This is a genomic window from Halobacillus sp. ABD4_316, from assembly GCF_056161385.1.
This window is the reverse complement of sequence record NZ_JBSWZA010000001.1, coordinates 312,223-330,559: the sequence shown is the minus strand read 5'-3', so window position 1 is coordinate 330,559 and position 18,337 is coordinate 312,223. Positions and strand designations below refer to the sequence as shown.

20 protein-coding genes are annotated in these 18,337 nt (G+C 47.7%); all 20 read right to left on the bottom strand.

The genetic code is table 11. From position 1 onward, the window contains the following. Nucleotides 1-115 precede the first annotated feature (115 nt). Nucleotides 116-1,504: a solute carrier family 23 protein gene (locus ACXAJH_RS01880; RefSeq protein ID WP_474971503.1), complete on the bottom strand. Its 1,389-nt coding sequence runs from the start codon at nucleotides 1,502-1,504 to the stop codon at nucleotides 116-118. 142 nt (nucleotides 1,505-1,646) lie between these two features. Further along, on the bottom strand, nucleotides 1,647-2,189 hold the full coding sequence (gene pyrR / locus ACXAJH_RS01875; RefSeq protein WP_474971504.1) for a bifunctional pyr operon transcriptional regulator/uracil phosphoribosyltransferase PyrR: 543 nt from the start codon (nucleotides 2,187-2,189) through the stop codon (nucleotides 1,647-1,649). A 176-nt stretch (nucleotides 2,190-2,365) separates the two neighbouring features. Further along, the gene (locus ACXAJH_RS01870) at nucleotides 2,366-3,277 is read right to left on the bottom strand and encodes an RluA family pseudouridine synthase (protein WP_474968432.1); all 912 of its coding nucleotides are present in this window, start codon (nucleotides 3,275-3,277) and stop codon (nucleotides 2,366-2,368) included. Continuing rightward, complete coding sequence (gene lspA / locus ACXAJH_RS01865) at nucleotides 3,274-3,747, bottom strand: signal peptidase II (RefSeq protein WP_027954127.1); 474 nt, start codon at nucleotides 3,745-3,747, stop codon at nucleotides 3,274-3,276. Before lspA ends, ACXAJH_RS01870 begins: the two co-directional genes overlap by 4 nt. Before the next feature lie 139 nt (nucleotides 3,748-3,886). Further along, the gene (locus ACXAJH_RS01860; protein WP_027954126.1) at nucleotides 3,887-4,411 is read right to left on the bottom strand and encodes a DivIVA domain-containing protein; all 525 of its coding nucleotides are present in this window, start codon (nucleotides 4,409-4,411) and stop codon (nucleotides 3,887-3,889) included. A gap of 74 nt (nucleotides 4,412-4,485) precedes the next feature. After that, nucleotides 4,486-5,259 carry a YlmH family RNA-binding protein gene (locus ACXAJH_RS01855; RefSeq protein ID WP_474968430.1) on the bottom strand — a complete coding sequence of 258 codons (774 nt, stop codon included), beginning with the start codon at nucleotides 5,257-5,259 and terminating at the stop codon, nucleotides 4,486-4,488. A 68-nt stretch (nucleotides 5,260-5,327) separates the two neighbouring features. After that, nucleotides 5,328-5,597 (bottom strand): YggT family protein, encoded by a 270-nt coding sequence (locus ACXAJH_RS01850; RefSeq protein ID WP_027954124.1) that lies wholly within the window; start codon nucleotides 5,595-5,597, stop codon nucleotides 5,328-5,330. A 3-nt stretch (nucleotides 5,598-5,600) separates the two neighbouring features. Beyond that, nucleotides 5,601-6,047, bottom strand: a complete 447-nt coding sequence (locus ACXAJH_RS01845; protein WP_027954123.1) for a cell division protein SepF — start codon at nucleotides 6,045-6,047, stop codon at nucleotides 5,601-5,603. An 18-nt stretch (nucleotides 6,048-6,065) separates the two neighbouring features. Then, entirely contained in the window at nucleotides 6,066-6,740 is a 675-nt protein-coding gene (locus tag ACXAJH_RS01840) for a YggS family pyridoxal phosphate-dependent enzyme (protein WP_474992952.1), read from the bottom strand. 21 nt (nucleotides 6,741-6,761) lie between these two features. After that, nucleotides 6,762-7,559, bottom strand: coding sequence for a peptidoglycan editing factor PgeF (gene pgeF, locus ACXAJH_RS01835; protein WP_474992950.1), 798 nt, complete (start codon nucleotides 7,557-7,559; stop codon nucleotides 6,762-6,764). Nucleotides 7,560-7,618: 59 nt separating this feature from the next. Continuing rightward, entirely contained in the window at nucleotides 7,619-7,894 is a 276-nt protein-coding gene (locus ACXAJH_RS01830; RefSeq protein ID WP_027954120.1) for a YlmC/YmxH family sporulation protein, read from the bottom strand. Nucleotides 7,895-8,045: 151 nt separating this feature from the next. Beyond that, entirely contained in the window at nucleotides 8,046-8,825 is a 780-nt protein-coding gene (gene sigG / locus ACXAJH_RS01825) for an RNA polymerase sporulation sigma factor SigG (protein ID WP_027954119.1), read from the bottom strand. Nucleotides 8,826-8,908: 83 nt separating this feature from the next. Further along, the gene (gene sigE / locus ACXAJH_RS01820) at nucleotides 8,909-9,628 is read right to left on the bottom strand and encodes an RNA polymerase sporulation sigma factor SigE (RefSeq protein ID WP_474992948.1); all 720 of its coding nucleotides are present in this window, start codon (nucleotides 9,626-9,628) and stop codon (nucleotides 8,909-8,911) included. 17 nt (nucleotides 9,629-9,645) lie between these two features. After that, nucleotides 9,646-10,548, bottom strand: a complete 903-nt coding sequence (spoIIGA, locus tag ACXAJH_RS01815; RefSeq protein WP_474968427.1) for a sigma-E processing peptidase SpoIIGA — start codon at nucleotides 10,546-10,548, stop codon at nucleotides 9,646-9,648. A 168-nt stretch (nucleotides 10,549-10,716) separates the two neighbouring features. Beyond that, nucleotides 10,717-11,880: a cell division protein FtsZ gene (gene ftsZ / locus ACXAJH_RS01810; RefSeq protein WP_474968426.1), complete on the bottom strand. Its 1,164-nt coding sequence runs from the start codon at nucleotides 11,878-11,880 to the stop codon at nucleotides 10,717-10,719. A 75-nt stretch (nucleotides 11,881-11,955) separates the two neighbouring features. Further along, nucleotides 11,956-13,251 carry a cell division protein FtsA gene (ftsA, locus tag ACXAJH_RS01805; protein ID WP_027954115.1) on the bottom strand — a complete coding sequence of 432 codons (1,296 nt, stop codon included), beginning with the start codon at nucleotides 13,249-13,251 and terminating at the stop codon, nucleotides 11,956-11,958. Nucleotides 13,252-13,536: 285 nt separating this feature from the next. Further along, the gene (locus ACXAJH_RS01800) at nucleotides 13,537-14,457 is read right to left on the bottom strand and encodes a cell division protein FtsQ/DivIB (RefSeq protein WP_474992947.1); all 921 of its coding nucleotides are present in this window, start codon (nucleotides 14,455-14,457) and stop codon (nucleotides 13,537-13,539) included. A 360-nt stretch (nucleotides 14,458-14,817) separates the two neighbouring features. After that, nucleotides 14,818-15,915: a stage V sporulation protein E gene (gene spoVE, locus ACXAJH_RS01795; RefSeq protein ID WP_474968424.1), complete on the bottom strand. Its 1,098-nt coding sequence runs from the start codon at nucleotides 15,913-15,915 to the stop codon at nucleotides 14,818-14,820. Between the two features lie 64 nt (nucleotides 15,916-15,979). Beyond that, a complete protein-coding gene (murD, locus tag ACXAJH_RS01790; protein ID WP_474968423.1) occupies nucleotides 15,980-17,323 on the bottom strand; it encodes a UDP-N-acetylmuramoyl-L-alanine--D-glutamate ligase in 1,344 nt (447 codons plus the stop codon). Next, complete coding sequence (mraY, locus tag ACXAJH_RS01785) at nucleotides 17,320-18,306, bottom strand: phospho-N-acetylmuramoyl-pentapeptide-transferase (RefSeq protein WP_474968422.1); 987 nt, start codon at nucleotides 18,304-18,306, stop codon at nucleotides 17,320-17,322. Before mraY ends, murD begins: the two co-directional genes overlap by 4 nt. Nucleotides 18,307-18,337 lie beyond the last annotated feature (31 nt).

Genomic DNA, 18,337 nt, shown 5'->3' with positions numbered 1-18,337 from the left:
AGAAAAAGGCACCCCCGGTGTACGGGGGTGCCTCACTCGCTGCGCAGGCAGACGAGCCATTCCCTGGTACACCTTTCCGGGCCTCACGGGACCCGATTAAAACGTGTGTTCTTGGTTATGCCACTTCATGCTGTTCTTTTTTCTCTTCCACTTCAGGTTCTTCAAACATTTTTCCATTGCCATAGCCTTTTTCTTTTCCTGGCAGCACTTGATGAAGGAAGACGCCGATCACTGCTGACAGAGCCATCCCGGCGATCTGAACCTCCTCGGTGACCTGTACGAAGGCGCCTCCTACGCCGAGAACAAGGATGATGGATGCTATTATCAGGTTGCGTTTTTCTCCAAAATCAATTTGATTATCAATCAGCATGCGTAGTCCACTGGAAGCGATAATTCCGAACAGAAGAATGGAAACCCCTCCCATAACGGCCGACGGGACAGACCCGATCACAGCCGTGACCATTCCGATAAAACCGAAGATGACTGCGATGACTGCTGCCCCTCCGATAACGAAAACGCTGTAGACTCTTGTGATGGCAAGCACGCCGATGTTTTCCCCATACGTTGTATTCGGAGGCCCGCCCAGACAGGATGCGATCATAGTGGCCGCTCCATCGCCGAGAATCGATTTATCAAGCCCCGGATTTTTCAAAAAGTTCCGCCCTACCACTTTGGAAAGAACCATTTGGTCCCCTGTATGTTCAGTAATCGTAACAAGGGCAAAAGGCACCATCAGGAGGGCAATTTCCCAGCTGATCACTTCCCATGGGCTGAAGTCGACAAAGGGAACGATGAAGTCAGGAACTTGGAAGAACGCTCCGAGAAAGCCTGTCAAAGAATCTGCTGAAGTGAGTGCCTGCCATTCTGCTTGAATCGCCGTTGTATCCACAATACCCTGGAATAAGGCAAAGATGTATCCGCCGACAATACCGAACAAGATGGGCAGCAGGGAGAAGAACCCCCTGAAAAAGATGGATGCGATGACTGTTAACCCTAAGGTGACCAGAGCTGTCGTCAAGTGTACACTGCTGTATACATTCTCTTCCTGTCCAGGCAGGTACATGGCCATATCGACCGCTGTGGAAGCCAGCCCAAGACCAATGACGATGATGACCGGGCCTACGACAATCGGCGGCAGCAGATTCATCAGCCATTTCGTTCCAAAAACAGTGATGAAGAGAGCGACCGCCCCGTATACAAGGCCTGTCAGGAAGCTTCCGACCATGGCCCCGGCTGCTCCGCTCGTCTTCGATACTTCAATAATGGGATAAATAAAAGCAAAGCTTGAACCAAGATAGGCCGGTACCTTTCCTCTTGTGATTAACAGATAGGCGAGAGTTCCAAATCCACTGGATACTAAAGCGACGGCTGGGGAAAGTCCTGTCAGAAAGGGGACAAGGATGGTAGCGCCGAACATCGCAAACAAGTGCTGCAGGCTTAAAGTCAGCCACTTCCCGGCTGCCGGAACTTCATGAATGTCTAATGCTGGTTGATGTTTTTCCATTTGTTCATTCCTCCTCTGCCCGTAAAAAAAGCCTCCCTACGCTTAAAAGGCGTAAAGAGGCACACGTGTAGCTGCTACACGAAAGGTCCATACGATTCCTTTTAAGCCTCACGGGACTTTTTTAAAGGGCGTGTTCATTCAGTTATCTTTCGAAAATTTTCACTTCGTCTTTCTCGTCCGTTTCCGCAAGCGTTACGGTGATGACTTCCTCAAGGGAAGTCGGCACATTCTTACCGACATAATCCGCACGGATAGGGAGTTCCCTGTGTCCCCGGTCAACGAGAACAGCAAGCTGGATTTCCTTCGGTCTACCGTGATCCATCAGTGCATCCATTGCGGCACGCACCGTTCGTCCTGTATACAGCACATCGTCGACGAGAATCACTTTCTTTCCATCAATATCCGTTTCAATATTGGTTTCTTTTAATTCCGGTTCGGACGTCTGTTTCTCAGGGGTGAGATCATCCCGGTATAACGTGATGTCCAGTTCTCCCCCCGGCAGTTCCCGGCCTTCAATTTCGGCTATTTTATTTCTTATCCTCCCGGCAATGGGAACACCGCGTGTTTTTATCCCGACAAGAACAAGATCTTCAATCCCTTTATTCTTCTCAATGATTTCATGGGAGATTCTGGTGAGTGCCCGCCGGATGGCTGCATCGTCCAGAACCGTAGCTTTCGGATTCATGGGCAAGCTCCTTTACAAAAAAACCCCTTTTCCACGTGTAGGCAGAAAAGGGGTTTTTTACGCATAGATCACTCGTAAAATTACCGTACCTTCTCAGCCTCACGGGACTGCTCTTAAAGGTCTTTATATTCTATTAAGGATTATGTCAAAGCATTCATCTTTTGTCAAGACTGGATTTACCCTTCACGAAGCTCGAGTTCACGAAGAACATCCGTAAATTCCCGGGGAGGATCCACTTCAAAGTGCATCCACTCTCCTGTGGAAGGATGCTCAAATCCCAGCACTTTGGCGTGAAGCGCCTGACCATTAAGATCGAGAGTTTTTCTCGGTCCGTATTTCGGGTCACCGGCCAGCGGATGGCTGATGTACCGCATATGGACACGGATCTGGTGGGTGCGCCCTGTTTCAAGCTTGCATTCGACGTGGGTAAAATCATTAAAAAGACGGATGACCCGGAAATGGGTCACGGCATCACGGCCGCCATCGACAACCGTCATCTTCTGACGATCCTTTGTATCACGGCCGATCGGGGCGTCAATGGTTCCATATTCATGACTGATCTCTCCATGGACGACCGCTTCATACTTCCGCTCCACTGTTTTCTTGGAAAGCTGGTCTGCAAGAGAGCGGTGGGCCTTATCATTTTTAGCCACCATAAGGAGCCCGCTCGTATCTTTATCAATTCGATGGACAATACCCGGCCGTTCCACCCCGTTGATGCCGGAAAGATCTGTACAATGATGAAGCAGCCCGTTGACGAGTGTGCCGGAATAATGCCCGGCGGCCGGGTGGATGACCATCCCTGAAGGTTTATTGACGACGATCACATCGGAGTCTTCATAAACGATGTCCAAGTTCATATCTTCCGGCAGAATATCCATCGGCTCCGGGTCAGGAACATGCCATGTAATGGTTTCCCCTTCCTGAACCTTATAATTACTTTTGACAGCTTTTCCGTCCACAAGAATGACATCATCCTTCAGCCATCCCTGGATCTGGGATCGGGACACCTCTTCAATGACTTCTGTTAATAATTTATCAATCCGGGTGGATTGGTCTTTTTCTGTTACGTTGTATTGTTCACTCAAGATTCTATACTTCCTTTCTTTTTACGCTCGTCTAAAAAAGCAGCGATCATGATGAAAGCAACACCGATGACGAGCGCCGAATCGGCGACATTAAAGATTGGGAAATCGTAGGTGAAAATATACGTGTTGGCAAAATCCACGACTTCCTTCCGAAAAATCCGGTCAATGAAATTGCCGACAGCTCCGGCGAGAATCAAGGAAAGGGCGGCTCCTACAAGGCGGCTCTGCTTTCCCATCTGCTGAAGATAGTAAATGACAAATCCAATCACGATTACCGTAATAATGTAAAAAAACCACATCTGCCCCTGGAGAATTCCCCAGGCAGCTCCCTGATTCCGGTGTGATGTTAAATAGAAGAAATTCTCGATAACCGGGATGCTTTGTCCTATTTCCATTTTAGTCACGACCAGATACTTCGTCCACTGGTCCAGTATGATCAGCACCAAGGCTGTCAGATAATACACATACATACGCGTCCTCCATCAAACAATTGTTATCCCTGGCTATTGTACCACATTTCGACAGGCGAAACCTGTTCCCATAGGAAAAGGCACCGCTGCACAGAACGGTGCCTGATGAATGGCACGGACCAGTTTATGTAGAATGCTGTTAAGGCTGGGAGCTGTACTCCTGTTCCATTTTCCGTTCCACTTCCTGCTCATTGTCAATCTCTGTATCAAACAGATGATCCCAATCATCATTTTCAATCATATCAATCTGTGCTTCCACAAGCATACGGAGCCTCGTTTTGAATACTTTAGCCTGCTTTTTCATATCCTCGACTTCAATGGAGATCCGGCGTGATTTTTCCAGTGCTTCATTAATAATACGGTCAGCGTTCTTTTCTGCTTCTTTAATAATGAGCTTCGACTCTTTGTTTGCACTGTTTTTTACATCTTCGGCCGTTTCCTGAGCCACAAGGATGGATTTATTCAATGTCGTTTCAATATCATTAAAATGACCAAGTCTCTCATTCAGCTGAGTCACTTCGCGCTCCAATTCTTTCTTTTGACGGATAACGATTTCATAATCCTTAATGACCTGATCCAGAAATTCGTTGACCTCATCTTCGTCATACCCACGGAAGCCCCGGGTGAATTCTTTGTTATGAATATCCAATGGTGTTAAAGGCACACCAGCCACCTCCCCATCTACTCGTTATGTTAAAGATTCGACAACAACCTGCGATTTCCTTCTTTTCAGCAGGATTAATTCAGGCGTGCTGTCATAATTTTGTATTTGTCCTTTTTCGTCTGGCCCGTTACTTCATCCAGACGGCTCCTCCCTCTTCCCTTGAGAGAAATCAAATCTCCGGGCTCCAGAGAAAATGCACCGTCTTCCACGGTCCGGAAATTCACTTTCACATGGCCGCCTTCAATAAATAGACCGGCTTTCTTTCGGGACATGCCGTAGATTTCTTTCACGATGACATCCAGACGAAGCGAAGAAACCGTCGTTTCTTTTTTCGTCCACGTTTCATCACTTTCTATACGACCCGTCCAAGGAACCTCCTTGAATTCGACGGTGGAACGCTTGATTCCCGTCAAATTCATTTTGATATAATCGCTGATTTCAGCAGCGGCCGTCAGCTGGATGATTCCATCCTTGACGACAACATCCCCGATTTTCTCACGGCGGATGCCAAGAGACATAAAAGCCCCGAGGACATCTCTGTGTTCCATCGTTACGAATTTCACCGGGTATTCGGCCTGAAGCAGGATCAGCCGGAAGTCTTCCTTGTCGATCTGCTCATAATCAGGAGCAATGACCGCCCGCTTCCGCTCACTGTTTTCCGCACCGCCTTCAAGCTGACAGATTAAATCCGCGTCATTGCCCATCACTGCTTTGACAATTTTCTGCTCACGCGGGTCGAGGAAATCTGATAAACGCCGCTGGTACTTTAAAGCCACATCCTCTCGCCAGGAAACCACCTGGTCGATAAACGGATGCTCTTCCTTTCTAAAATGCTGGTACATGTCCATAAAAATCCTCCATAACTACCAAAAGGAACAGAAAAGAGCGGGAAATGCCCTAGCTTCTGTTCCTTCTTTTATAACCCTGCAAGCATCCAGTAAAGCTGGTTCAATCCCTGCGAAGCAAACCGCAGAACGATAATGGCGACGAGCGGGGAAAGATCGATCATCCCAAGCGGTGGAATGATTTTCCTGAAAGGCTCGAGAAACGGTTCCGCCAGGCGGCCGAGTATCTGCCCGAAGCTGGATTCACGTGCTCCCGGAAACCAGGAAAGCAGGATGTAAATGATCAAGATCCAGCTGTATAATTGTAGTGCTGTCGTTAAAATGTTAAAAACAAAAGCCATGACTTACCACCTTCTATTCAAGTCCTCTTCTTCTGCTGTGATAATATCAGAAATCGATCCGGAAATTTCTACATTATCCGGTGTACAGAGGAAGGTTTGTGAACCTAGTTTTTGAATGTCTCCACCTATAGCATATACGGTTCCGCTTAAAAAATCTACTATCCGCTTCGCCTGATTGTGATCGACGCGCTGCAGATTAATGACAACGGCACGTCGGCTCACCAGCTGATCCGCAATATTCTGCGCCTCATTGTAGCTGTTCGGTTCACTCAGGACCATTTTGGACGAGGACTTTGCACTTTTCAGGCTGACAATGTTGTTACTGTCCTGCTTCTTCGTGTTTTTCTGGGGCTGATGGGACTCTTCGTCATCTTCTTCCACTTCTTCTTCAATGTATTCATATTCATCGTCTAACGTAAAAAATGAACGGAATTTATTTTTCATGCTCATTTCCATCACCTCATTGTTTTATTGTCCGCCGACAAGACAGGAACCGAGTCGTACGTGAGTAGCTCCTTCTTCTACAGCCAGCGCATAATCATTGCTCATTCCCATGGACAAGTATTCACAAGGGGCATGGGCATACCCTTTATCCCTGATCCGGTCCCTTAAGGCCCGAAGCTGACGGAAGACGCCGCGGAGACGCTCCTCATCTTCTGTATGCGGAGCCATTGTCATCAGACCAACGATTTTTACATGTTTAAAGTCCTGCACAGCTTCTATGAAGCTTTCCACTTCTGAGGCAGGGAGCCCATGCTTGGAGTCCTCCCCGCTGATATTCACCTGAACGAAGCATGGTACAGGTGCAGACGCCCTTTTATCAATTTCCTTTGCCAGGGAGCGCCTGTCAAGGGAATGAATCATCGACACATAATCGATGACTTCCTTCACTTTCCGGGACTGCAGCGTGCCGATGAAATGCCAGGTGGCCTGATCGCCGACCGCCTCATATTTTTCAAGCAGCCCTTCCCTGCGGTTTTCCCCAAGGTTGTGTATCCCTGCTTCCAATGCTTCCTGCGCCCGCTCGGTGGACACGTATTTTGTAACCGCCACAATGGATACTTCATTGGCATCACGCCCACACCTTTGACAGGCCTGTTCAATATTTTCTTTAATTTCTGCTAGATTTTCTGCTACAGACATTGCTGAACTCCTTCCCGTCCCTTAAGCTTTCAAAGCAATAAAACCGAGCATCCGCCCTGTTTCACCCTGATCACGGCGATGGGAGTAAAACTGATCTTCCTTCTCGTATGTACATGCACCGGAAACCTGAATTGCGGATTCCTGCATTCCCAATTCGATTAACATGTGTCTATTTAATTCTTTCAAGTCCAGTTGATACCGACCGCCGCCTTTATTCGAAACGCATGTTTCGTGGTAGGGCTTTGGTATGTGACGGATGACGTTGTCGTCCACTTCATACCGCTCTGGACTGATGCATGGACCGATCACAACCTGGATATCCTCCCTGGAGGACCCTTTCTCCTCCAGCGCAGCAATCATCCGGCCGGACATGCCGTGAACGGTTCCTTTCCATCCTGCATGAGCAATTCCAATCCATTGGGATTCGGGATCGAAAAAGTACAGGGGCACACAGTCGGCATAAAAAGCTCCAAGGACCAGATTCTTTTCTTTTGTGATCAGCCCGTCCACTCCAGCAGCGGCTGTTTCCAATGACTCGGAACCAGCACCAGCCGGCAGGGAGCCGGCGTCAGCTACTTTTGTGCCGTGAACCTGTTCCCCTATGACCCACCGGGACAAAGGGATACCGATTTCCTCTGCAAGAAGTCTGCGGTTTTCTATGACCAGGTCCTTGTCGTCATGGACATGGAGCCCCATATTCATGGATGCAAAAGAACCACGGCTGACCCCTCCGTTCCTCGTCGTTATTCCGGAAATGATTTCAGGATACTGTTGGAAACAGGAGAGCTGTCTCGTTGATTGTCGTTTGAAGGGTTCCATTTCTTAATCACCACCTCAATTTCATTCATTTTAACACATTTTCCTTCTCATTTCTTGCTCTATTCTGCTGAATCTGTCTTTTGAACTGCAGGCAGTCCTTTATAGGCAGACTTTTTCACTAATATAACGTCCGCTCCGATGTTTACGATCTGATCCCATGGGATGGTCATTTCTTCTTCTTTTCCGAACAGACCCATAGCTTTTCCTTTCATCGTCAGTACAAGCCCTTTCAAGCGGCCCCGCTGCGTATCAATATCAAGGTCGCTGATGTACCCGAGTCGTTCTCCTGTTTCCATGGCGATGACGTCCTTCATCTGCAGTTCGGTGATTTTCATTTCAGCTCACACTCCTTATCTTACTATATGCAGCGGCTGTGGAGAATAGAAAAAGTGGCTCGTTTCCCTGTATTCTTAAGGATATTCCCACATTGTGCCTGACGTGTTGGAAACAAAAAGAACCTCTCTGCCCGGCGGCAGAAAAGTTCTTTTATTGAAACATGGAGGTATTCATTTCTTTGATGGCTGCTTTTTCAAGCCTTGATACCTGCGCCTGGGAAATTCCGATTTCTTCGGCCACTTCCATCTGGGTTTTCCCCTGAAAAAAGCGTTTGGTCAAAATCATTTTTTCCCGGTCGTTCAGTTTTTTCATCCCTTCTCTCAAGGACAGTTCATCGATCCATACGGTATCTTTCTCCCGATCATCCTTCAGCTGATCCACTACAAAAATCGGGTCGCCTCCATCATTGTAGATCGGTTCAAACAGAGAGACCGGATCCTGAATAGCGTCCATAGCGAATACGACATCCTCGTGAGGAACACCCATCCGTTCGGCAATTTCATGTGGAGCCGGATCCTTATTGGTTTCACTGATCATCTTCTCCCGCATCTGCAGGGCCTTATAGGCTGTATCGCGCAGGGACCGTGAAACCCGGATCGGGTTATTGTCTCTTAAGTATCTTCGGATTTCTCCAATGATCATCGGTACAGCATAAGTGGAAAATTTCACATTGTGACTGAGATCGAAGTTATCTATGGACTTCATAAGGCCGATACATCCCACTTGGAATAGATCGTCGCCATATTCCCCACGATTGTTAAAGCGTTGAATCACGGATAAAACGAGGCGGAGATTTCCATTCACCAGTTGTTCCCTGGCCTCAAGCTCTCCACTCTGCAGTCGTACAAACAGGTCTTTCATTTCTGTGTTTTTCAGTACCGGAAGTTTTGATGTATCTACGCCGCATATCTCTACTTTATGTCGTGTCAATGTAAGACCCTCCCAGGAAGCTGTAATCAGTTCTCAGTATCTCCCTGGGTGGGAATTTTATGCATCGGCTTTACATGAGGTTTTTAGACCATTTTGTCGAACTCCCGCTGCAGACGGCGGATGATTTTCTTCTCCAGCCTTGATATATAGGACTGGGATATCCCCATCATATCGGCTACATCCTTCTGGGTTTTTTCTTTTTTTCCAATCAGGCCGAAACGGAGCTCCATAATCTGTTTTTCTCTGTCATTCAGCTGCTCGAGTGCAGATTTGAGAAGCTTTTTATCGATTTTCTTTTCAATTCCTTTTGTAATCAGATCTTCTTCCGTACCGAGAATATCGGATAATAGCAGTTCATTGCCGTCCCAGTCGACATTCAAAGGCTCATCAAAGGAAACTTCGGTTTTCAGCTTATTGCTTTTACGCAGGTGCATCAGAATCTCATTTTCTATACAGCGGGAGGCGTAAGTGGCGAGCTTAATCTTTTTCTCCGGGTCAAAGGTATTTACGGCCTTGATCAGACCAATGGTCCCGATACTGATCAAATCTTCTATGTTTAACCCTGTGTTTTCAAACTTTCTGGCAATATAAACGACCAGCCGCAGGTTTCTCTCAATCAGCATGGCCCGTGCAGCTTTGTCCCCTTTAGGAAGACGTTCCAGAAGCTCTTTTTCTTCTTCCCTGGAAAGGGGGGGCGGAAGTGCCTCACTACCACCGATATAGTAAATTTCATCCTGCTTAATCCCAAGCTTCATTAACAACCGGTAATACCAGAGCCGCGCTCTGAACATCCACTTTAACATGGAATCCTCCTTCTCCCTTACGCTGATTTTCCTTTGATCATGACATGGGGGTGGATCAGCATTTGATAAAGCCCGTCCCGGGTTAACGGTTGATGCTGGACACCGACGAGAGGCTGTTTGATTACCAGCGGCCCCTCATTTGTCTGTACAGTAATCTGATCGATCATGAGTGTTACGAGGAGCCTGCCGGATATCCCGGCTGCCTGATAAGGGACAAGCCTTACAGCAGACTGCAGCGTTTCGGGCAGCTCATGGAGAGAAGCGAGTACCTCCTCCTCTTTCAACTGATCCAGTTCCCCATCGGCCAGAAGCTGCTTCCACACCGATGGATCTGCAAGAAACACCATTTTTCTGCTGACTGGATCAATCAGCTGATTCCCACTATCTACAAGGCCTTGGCATACAGCATGTTGACCGTTCCATACCATGTCCACTTCATAAACATCCTCATATTTCAATTGATGAATCTGGAGCTGGTTGAACCTCCATTTGGTAAACAGATAAGCTGAAGGACAGCCGGCGGCAACAAACAGCCAGCTTACCGGATCCCCATACCCGCCGCTGAACGTGACGACCGCTCCCTTCAAGACGTCGACTTCTGAAGCGAGAAAAAAATGGACCCCCATCATACTTCCTCCAATGGCAAACGTTACGAAATAAAACGTGACCCACTGGACAAAAAAAGCACGGAGGGAAGTAAAGGAAAAGGCAGTCAGAACAATGCCTACGGAAAACAGCAGTTTCCCTGCACTGCCCACCAGCCATGAATCCGGCATATAAATGGTCACCGGTACAATCAGCGATGCTGTAAAAGCTCCGACAGCCATCCTCCATTTCGAGGACCCTGCACGGGTGAGACCCTGGGTAAGCGACAGGATCATGCCGTCCATCAAAAGATTAAGCAGCCAGACAGCATCCAAATATAAAATCCTTTCTCCCTCCCTTTTTCTGCTGTTACACCGAGTATAAGTCCGTCCGATTGAAAAGTCTGTCGCAATCTGATCATGCTGCTGGCAAGTTTTGTAGAAGACTGAAACCGAAAAAAAAGCCGCCGCACTCATGGAGAGTACGGCGGCTTTCTGCCATCATCAGCGGCGGCGGTTACGATTTCTTAGGAATGTTGGAATATCCAGGGTATCTTCTTCCTGCGTATTCCCTTTCTGCTGTGGCTGCGGCGCTTCACGGCGCGGCTGTTCTTCACGAACAGTACTGCGCTCACGTTCCGGCTGCTGCTGTTGAGGAGCAGGCTTCTGCTGGTTGATCTGCGGGCGCTTTTTCTGCTGTCCCTGTGCCAGCTGAGTCTCGTCAAATCCAGTTGCAATAACCGTTACGACGATTTCATCTTTAAGATTCTCGTTGATAACGGAACCAAAGATAACGTTCACTTCCTGATCGGCTGCAGACGTTACAATATCAGCGGCCTCCTGTACTTCATACAAGCTCAGGTTCGCTCCTCCGCTGATGTTCATCAGCACCCCGTGGGCACCATCAATGGAAGTTTCAAGCAGCGGAGAGGAAATCGCTTTTTTAGCAGCCTCTGCTGCGCGGCTTTCTCCTGTAGCAATACCGATGCCCATCAGAGCAGAACCTTTGTCCACCATGATCGTTTTCACGTCGGCGAAGTCCACGTTGATCAAGCCGGGAACGGCGATCAAGTCGGAAATCCCCTGAACACCTTGACGAAGGACGTTATCCGCCTCACGGAAGGCTTCAAGCATAGGCGTATTTTTATCTACGATTTCAAGAAGACGATCGTTTGGTATCACAATCAATGTGTCTACCGCGCCTTTCAAGCCTTCGATTCCGCCTGTAGCCTGTGTAGAGCGCTTGCGTCCTTCAAACGTAAATGGACGTGTAACAACCCCTACAGTCAAGGCACCCAGTTCTTTAGCAACCTGTGCAATGACAGGAGCAGCACCCGTACCGGTTCCTCCGCCCATACCAGCGGTAACAAAGACCATATCGGCTCCCTGAAGGGCCTCCTCAATCTGCTCTTTGCTTTCTTCAGCCGCTTTGCGACCGACTTCCGGATTCGCTCCGGCACCTAGTCCGCGTGTCAATTTTCCACCAATCTGCATTTTCACTTCTGCTTTGGAAAGGTTCAAAGCCTGGGCATCTGTATTGACAGCGATAAACTCTACGCCCTGGACTCCATGTTCAATCATTCGGTTGACGGCGTTGCTTCCGCCGCCTCCTACACCGATTACTTTAATAGTTGCCAGCTGATCCATGCTTGTATCAAAATCTAACATCTTCCGTTCCTCCTAATACACGAGATTACAAGATTTATTACTTCGTCCGTCGATCGACCGACTCAAACTTGTGATTTAATCAAAGAAATACTTTAAGAGATTGCTGAAGCCTGACTCTTTTTTCTTTTCTGTTTTTTCTTTTTCTTCTTTAGGCTGTGGTTTTGCCGAACGCTTCTGCTTTTTCGGCTGTGGTCTTTCCTGAAATTCATCTGAGACAGAAGGAAATATCTCTTTTCCTTGTATTTTCGCATTACGATAGGCGAATTGCAAGATGCCTACGCCGCTGGTAAACTGCGGTTCACGAACGCCGATATAATCAGGAATAGCCAGTCTGACGTTAGCGTGGAATACATCCTGGGCAAGCTCAAGCACTCCCGGCATATTCATCGTACCACCGGTGAGAACAAAACCTCCTGGTAATTCACGAACACCCATTTTCTGAAGTTCCTGTGCTGCAAAGACGAAAATTTCTTCTAGTCTAGCTTCAATCATATCAGAGATTTGCAATTGATTGAATGCCTGTTGACGATTACTGCCAATAATTGTGACGGAAAAATTCTCATCTTCGTTCGCATCGTCAAAAAAAGCGTGTCCATGTTCCACTTTCACCTGTTCCGCTTCTTCTGTTGATGTACGCAGACCGATGGATAAATCCTTGGTAAGGTTATCCCCGCCGAAAGGAATCATGCTCGTTCCTTTCAAGTGCCCCTCTTCAAAAACGGAGATGGTTGTCGAGCCGCCTCCTACATCAATTAGAGCTACGCCGAGATTCGTCTCGTCGCTGGAGAGGGAAACGGTCCCGGAGGCAAGTGGCTGCAGACATACATCGAGTACTTCCAGCCCTGCTCGTTCCACACATTTGAGTGTATTATGTAAAACGGTTTTAGCGCAGGTGATAATCATACCTTCCATTTCAAGACGGACACCAATCATACCGCGCGGGTCGGTAATTTCATCCTGACCATCCACAATGAACTGGCGCGGAATCACATCGATAATTTCCCGTTCCGGCGGAATAGACAGAACCTGAGCCGCATCAATGACCCGTGTAATATCCTCATTTCCGATTTCCCTCGTTTCACTGGAAACCGCCACGACTCCGTGACACGGCTGCAGCTGTATATGGTTGCCGTTGACGCCTACGACGACACGGTCGATTTTCATGTCCACCATCCGCTCCGCCTGTTCGACGGCTGATCGAATCGAATGAACGGTTTGATCGATATCCACGATCGCCCCTTTTTTCATTCCATTTGATTTTGCTGTACCAACCCCGATGATGTTGAGGCTGTCATTCATAATTTCACCAATAATAACTTTAATTCGACTTGTGCCTATATCTAAACTTACTAGTATTTCATTTTGATTCACCAGTGACGCACCTCCTGTTACAAGCCATATGAGTAGTTCAAAGCATATCGAATTCATGTAAAAAATACAATCATTGCAATATAAACGTAAATGAAATGATATATTGCATGGGTCATATCCCTTGATATCGTATAAAAAACCAGTACATTAGTTGTTTTCCACAGACTTTCGTTAATTTCCTCTTACATACGCTTATTTTTTTATGTTTTCCACTAGTAATTTCCGGACGAGGGAAAAGGTTTTGGGAAGGGCTGGAAAAAACACACCATCCAGCCCGGCAGCACCTTATTCCCGCCTCAACGGTTCGTCTACGACCGGATCCTGTGCCCCTTCTGTATCAGCGGCTGTGTTTTCCTGCTCCGGCTCTGCGGGCTGCTCTCCACCTTCTTCAGACGGCGCTTCACTTTCTGTCTCTGAACCAGCATCTTCTTCCACTCCGGGGTTCTCTTCATTATCTTCAGCTGTGCTGAATTCTTCGAAATAAGCCCCTACATCGATATGGATGATACCCTCCGCCCCTTCTTCCAGCTGGGCGGCAATGGAAGGATAAGCCGGCATTTTTTCCGAAAATGTCCGTATGGAAGCTTCCACCTGGTATCCATCATTCATATACAGGCGGATTTTATAAGGGTTTCCGTCCTTCGGTTCCCAGTGAACTTCTGAAATCAAGTCCGCTACACTCGAAGGCAGTTCTTTTAATTCCCCGGACATTTCCTTCAAGTACATCTCTTTATCAAATCCTGCTAAAACCGGAGCGTCTCCACCAGGAAGAGCTGTTTCCTCATCGAGCCTCGAACCGTCTTCCATGATGACATAATACTGACCATTGCTCTGCACGTATCCGATCCGTTCCGCTTCTTCCACTTCAATTGTTACATTGTTTGGAAAAGAACGGTCGATCGATGCAAAGGTAATCTCTTCGTGAGATTCAACCTTTGCCTTTAGTTCTTCCGGATCCATTCTCCAGTAATTCGTTTCGGTCGTGATTCCTGAAAGGGTCTGTATTTCCTCTGCAGACACATGGTATTCGCCTTCTACGGTGACATTCCGGACATTACTGAGTGGAGACTGCAGGTAAACAACGGCAGCAATCAGAAAAAATAAAATCGTTAAGTATAAGATTAATCGGCGGTTGGCTTTTTTACGCCTCGTCTGTTTCAGTTTTGGTATACGGTCTTCTATGGAAACTACTTTTCTTTCTTCCATAACGGGCATTTCTCCTTCTGGCTAGACACCCTTCTGCTGTCCATCTAGCTGTTTGAAAGAATGATAGTCCTCGCAAAGGTGTCTCGGATTTCCAAATACACCTAATTGGTTCCCATTATATCACAAAATGAGGGGGGGAGATTGAGTGAGTTTTACTAGATTCCTAACATTTTTGTGCAGAAGCCGTACCTTTCTTGATTGTTATGTCGAAAGGGTCTTCTTTCCTTCCCGCAAAGAAACGCACCGCCCACATAATTACCCCGGTATTTCCCCGGACAAACCTTATTCCTCCTGCCAATTTTTTCTGGACTTTGCCTACCTGTAAAAATGGAAAAACCACTGCCGTAAAGGGCAGCGGTTTTACCGGGTGGAATAGCGGCTCACACTGAGCAGGAGTCCAAGAGAAGCCAGTGTCAAAGTGAGGGAAGATCCCCCGTAGCTGACAAGCGGTAAAGTGATCCCCGTCACAGGAATCAAACCTGTGACAACACTCACGTTAATCATCACCTGAATACTGACCATACCGACGATTCCAAGAGCAAGCAGCGACCCGAACAAATCAGGAGCGAGCAGGCTTGTCCGTATGCCTCTCCAAAGCACAATAAAAAAGAGCGAAAGGATAAAAAAACCACCCAGGAATCCCAGTTCTTCAGCAAGCACGGCAAAAATGAAATCAGTCTGCGGCTCAGGCAGATAAAAGAATTTCTGCATGCTGTTTCCAAGACCAAGACCGAGCAGTCCGCCGGGACCGATCGCATACAGCGACTGGATGATTTGAAAACCTGCCCCAAGCGGGTCCTCCCATGGATGGAGGAAAGCTGTAATTCTTTTGATCCTGTAGGGAGCTGAAGCAATTAAACCGATCATGCCTGCCATTCCAGCAGCTGCAATCCACATAAAATGGCTGATCCGCGCGCCGGAAGTAAACAGCATCACGAGACATGTCCCCACCATGACGACGCCTGTCCCTAAATCGGGCTGCAGCATAATCAGGGCAAAAGGAAAAAGGATCAGAGCCAGGGCAGGGAGGAATCCCTCCTGGAACGAATTCATCTTCTTCTGCCGCTCAGAAAGAAAGCGGGAAAGATAAAGAATCAACCCCAGCTTCATAAACTCTGACGGCTGGATACTGAACATCCCCACACCAATCCAGCTCCTTGCCCCACCTCTCACCATTCCAACACCGGGAATCAGAACAGCGGCAAGAAAAAGCAGGCAGATGATCATAATCTTTTTCGAATGCGCGTGCCAGACATAGTAAGGAATTCTGGAGAGAACGACCATGGCAATCAGACCTGCAGCGGCAAAGAGAATCTGACGCTTAGCGAAGAACCACGGGTCATCAAACTTGTACTCCGACCAGATGCTGGAGGAACTGTATACCATTACAATTCCCATGATTAAAATGCCGAGAATAGCGGTGATCAACCATATATCCGGCTTTTTTGTCGTTTCCATAAAAAAAGCCCTACCTCCCATCGGAAATGGAAAACAGGGCTTAAGCTTGTCACATAAGCCCTTATTAAAGGGTATGCACAGCTTCGATAAACATGTGGCCTCTTTCTTCAAACGTTTTATATTGATCCCAGCTGGCACATGCAGGGCTTAAAAGAATAACATCTTCCTCAGCAGAACGCTGATACGCTTCCTTGACGGCCTCCTGCATCGTATCGACCTTCACGACATCAGAAATGCCAGCCTTCTCCGCGGTTCCGGCAAGAAGGTCTGCGGTTTCACCAAAGACAACCATGGATTTCACTCCAGCTAAGTAAGGAATCAGGCCGTCAAAGCTCGTTCCCCTGTCCAGACCGCCGGCCAAAAGGATGACAGGCTTTTCGAAGGACCGTAGAGCGTATGAGGTGGCCAGAAGATTCGTAGCTTTTGAATCATTGTAGAATAAACGGCCGTTCTTTTTCGTCACATACTGCAGCCGGTGGGGAACTCCAGCAAAGGTCGAGAGGACCTCTACAATCGCTTCACTGCTTATTCCGTTGGCTTTCACGGCTGCCACAGCCGCGAGAATGTTCTGCAGGTTCTGCTCCCCTACGAGAACGATATCCGCCTTCTTCATAATGGCTTCATTTTCAAAGTAGATGGAAGTCTCGTCCGCCCAGGCCCCTTTCCCCTGCTCTTTCAAAGAAAAAGGAACAAACTCTGCGGTCACTTCAGGCAGAAAGGATGCAATGGATGCGTCATCCGCATTGTAGACCAGTACGTCCTCCTCTGTCTGATTTTTAGTAATCCGCGCTTTAGCTCTATGATAATTGGCCAGCGTATGATGGTAATCCAGATGGGCTTCGTAGAGATTCAGCCAGACAGCAATATCCGGACGGAAGGTCTGGGTGCCAAGTAGCTGAAAGGAAGACAGTTCCGTGACCATCGTTTCAGCTTCAGACGTGTTTCTGGCTACCTCACAGGAGACGTGACCGATGTTTCCGGCAAGGGAAACAGGTTTCCGATCCGCTTGAATCATTTCGTGGATCAGCGTTGTCGTCGTCGTTTTTCCATTGGAACCTGTAACAGCAATCATCGGTCCTTCATGCAGCCAGCCTGTCAATTCCACTTCCGTGACGACAGGAAGATGGCGGTTGACCGCTTCTGCCACAACCGGATTTTCATAAGGAATCCCCGGGTTTTTAATAACATAATCGATGTCATCCAGTACAGATAATGGATGCCCGCCTGTAATGACTTCCGCACCGCTCTCTTTTAAATAGTGCACTTCCGGACTGTCCGGATCTGCTTTGAAGTCGTTGATTCTCACCCTTACTCCACTGTCAAGCAGCAGCTGTGCCGCTGCGGTCCCGCTCTTAGCAAGACCGAGAACAAGAACATGGGTATAAGGAAATCCGCTTAGCTTCTTCATCCAAACATCACCTCAATATAAATACCAAGCACGGCAAAAATCAGTCCGACCGCCCAGAACGTCGTTACGACACGCCACTCCGACCAGCCTTTCAGTTCATAATGGTGGTGAAGGGGACTCATTTTAAACACGCGTTTCCCAGTTGTTTTAAAGGATATGACCTGGATGATGACCGAGAGGGTTTCCAGGACGAAAACTCCGCCGATCACGACTAAGATCAATTCCATTTTTGTCAGGATAGCTATGATTGCGATCGCCCCGCCGAGAGCAAGGGAACCGGTATCCCCCATAAATACTTTGGCAGGGTGGGCATTAAATACAAGGAACCCGAGAAGGGCACCGACAATAGCCAGGGAAAAAATGGTGACTTCTACATTCAGCTGGCCTGTCCATGCAAGTATTCCGAATGCACCGAAGGCAATCGCCGCAGTTCCGGCCAGAAGACCGTCCAGGCCATCGGTTAAGTTGACCGCATTGGATGCTCCTACGAGCATAAATAAAATCAGCAGGGCGTACCCCCAGCCCAAGTCAAAATCAATGGATGTACCGGGAATACTGATATACGTCGGGAAATCGGACTGCCGCAGAATCATGTAAACGACAAGAGCAATGACAATCTGCCCGAGCATCTTTTGTTTGGATGTTAATCCAAGGTTCCTTTTCAGAGCTACTTTAATATAATCATCTAAAAAGCCCAGAAGGCCGTAGCCGACTAAAACAAATAACACAAGGAACAACTGGATGTTCCCCGTGTCCGGGTTAAACCAATAGGATGAGATCAATGTTGTGATCACGACAGATACAATGATCATGACACCACCCATCGTCGGGGTGCCGGATTTTTTCTGGTGGGACTGGGGTCCCTCGTCTCGAATACTTTGACCGAATTTCAAACGTCTTAAAAATGGAATGATCATCGGCGAAATGACTACAGTGATGGCGAATGAAAGGACCATTGTTAACAGTAGTATGTATTCATTCATCGTTTGTTTTCCTCCTTTTGCAACATCATCG

Excerpts from the sequence above, each read along its gene's own strand:
- ACXAJH_RS01880 (WP_474971503.1), bottom strand. The coding sequence starts at position 1,504 with ATGGAAAAACATCAACCAGCATTAGACATTCATGAAGTTCCGGCAGCC.
- pyrR (WP_474971504.1), bottom strand. The coding sequence starts at position 2,189 with ATGAATCCGAAAGCTACGGTTCTGGACGATGCAGCCATCCGGCGGGCA.
- lspA (WP_027954127.1), bottom strand. The coding sequence starts at position 3,747 with ATGTATGTGTATTATCTGACAGCCTTGGTGCTGATCATACTGGACCAG.
- ACXAJH_RS01855 (WP_474968430.1), bottom strand. The coding sequence starts at position 5,259 with ATGGACATGTACCAGCATTTTAGAAAGGAAGAGCATCCGTTTATCGAC.
- ACXAJH_RS01850 (WP_027954124.1), bottom strand. The coding sequence starts at position 5,597 with ATGGCTTTTGTTTTTAACATTTTAACGACAGCACTACAATTATACAGC.
- ACXAJH_RS01845 (WP_027954123.1), bottom strand. The coding sequence starts at position 6,047 with ATGAGCATGAAAAATAAATTCCGTTCATTTTTTACGTTAGACGATGAA.
- ACXAJH_RS01840 (WP_474992952.1), bottom strand. The coding sequence starts at position 6,740 with ATGTCTGTAGCAGAAAATCTAGCAGAAATTAAAGAAAATATTGAACAG.
- pgeF (WP_474992950.1), bottom strand. The coding sequence starts at position 7,559 with ATGGAACCCTTCAAACGACAATCAACGAGACAGCTCTCCTGTTTCCAA.
- ACXAJH_RS01830 (WP_027954120.1), bottom strand. The coding sequence starts at position 7,894 with ATGAAAATCACCGAACTGCAGATGAAGGACGTCATCGCCATGGAAACA.
- sigE (WP_474992948.1), bottom strand. The coding sequence starts at position 9,628 with ATGTTAAAGTGGATGTTCAGAGCGCGGCTCTGGTATTACCGGTTGTTA.
- ftsZ (WP_474968426.1), bottom strand. The coding sequence starts at position 11,880 with ATGTTAGATTTTGATACAAGCATGGATCAGCTGGCAACTATTAAAGTA.
- ACXAJH_RS01800 (WP_474992947.1), bottom strand. The coding sequence starts at position 14,457 with ATGGAAGAAAGAAAAGTAGTTTCCATAGAAGACCGTATACCAAAACTG.
- spoVE (WP_474968424.1), bottom strand. The coding sequence starts at position 15,915 with ATGGAAACGACAAAAAAGCCGGATATATGGTTGATCACCGCTATTCTC.
- murD (WP_474968423.1), bottom strand. The coding sequence starts at position 17,323 with ATGAAGAAGCTAAGCGGATTTCCTTATACCCATGTTCTTGTTCTCGGT.
- mraY (WP_474968422.1), bottom strand. The coding sequence starts at position 18,306 with ATGAATGAATACATACTACTGTTAACAATGGTCCTTTCATTCGCCATC.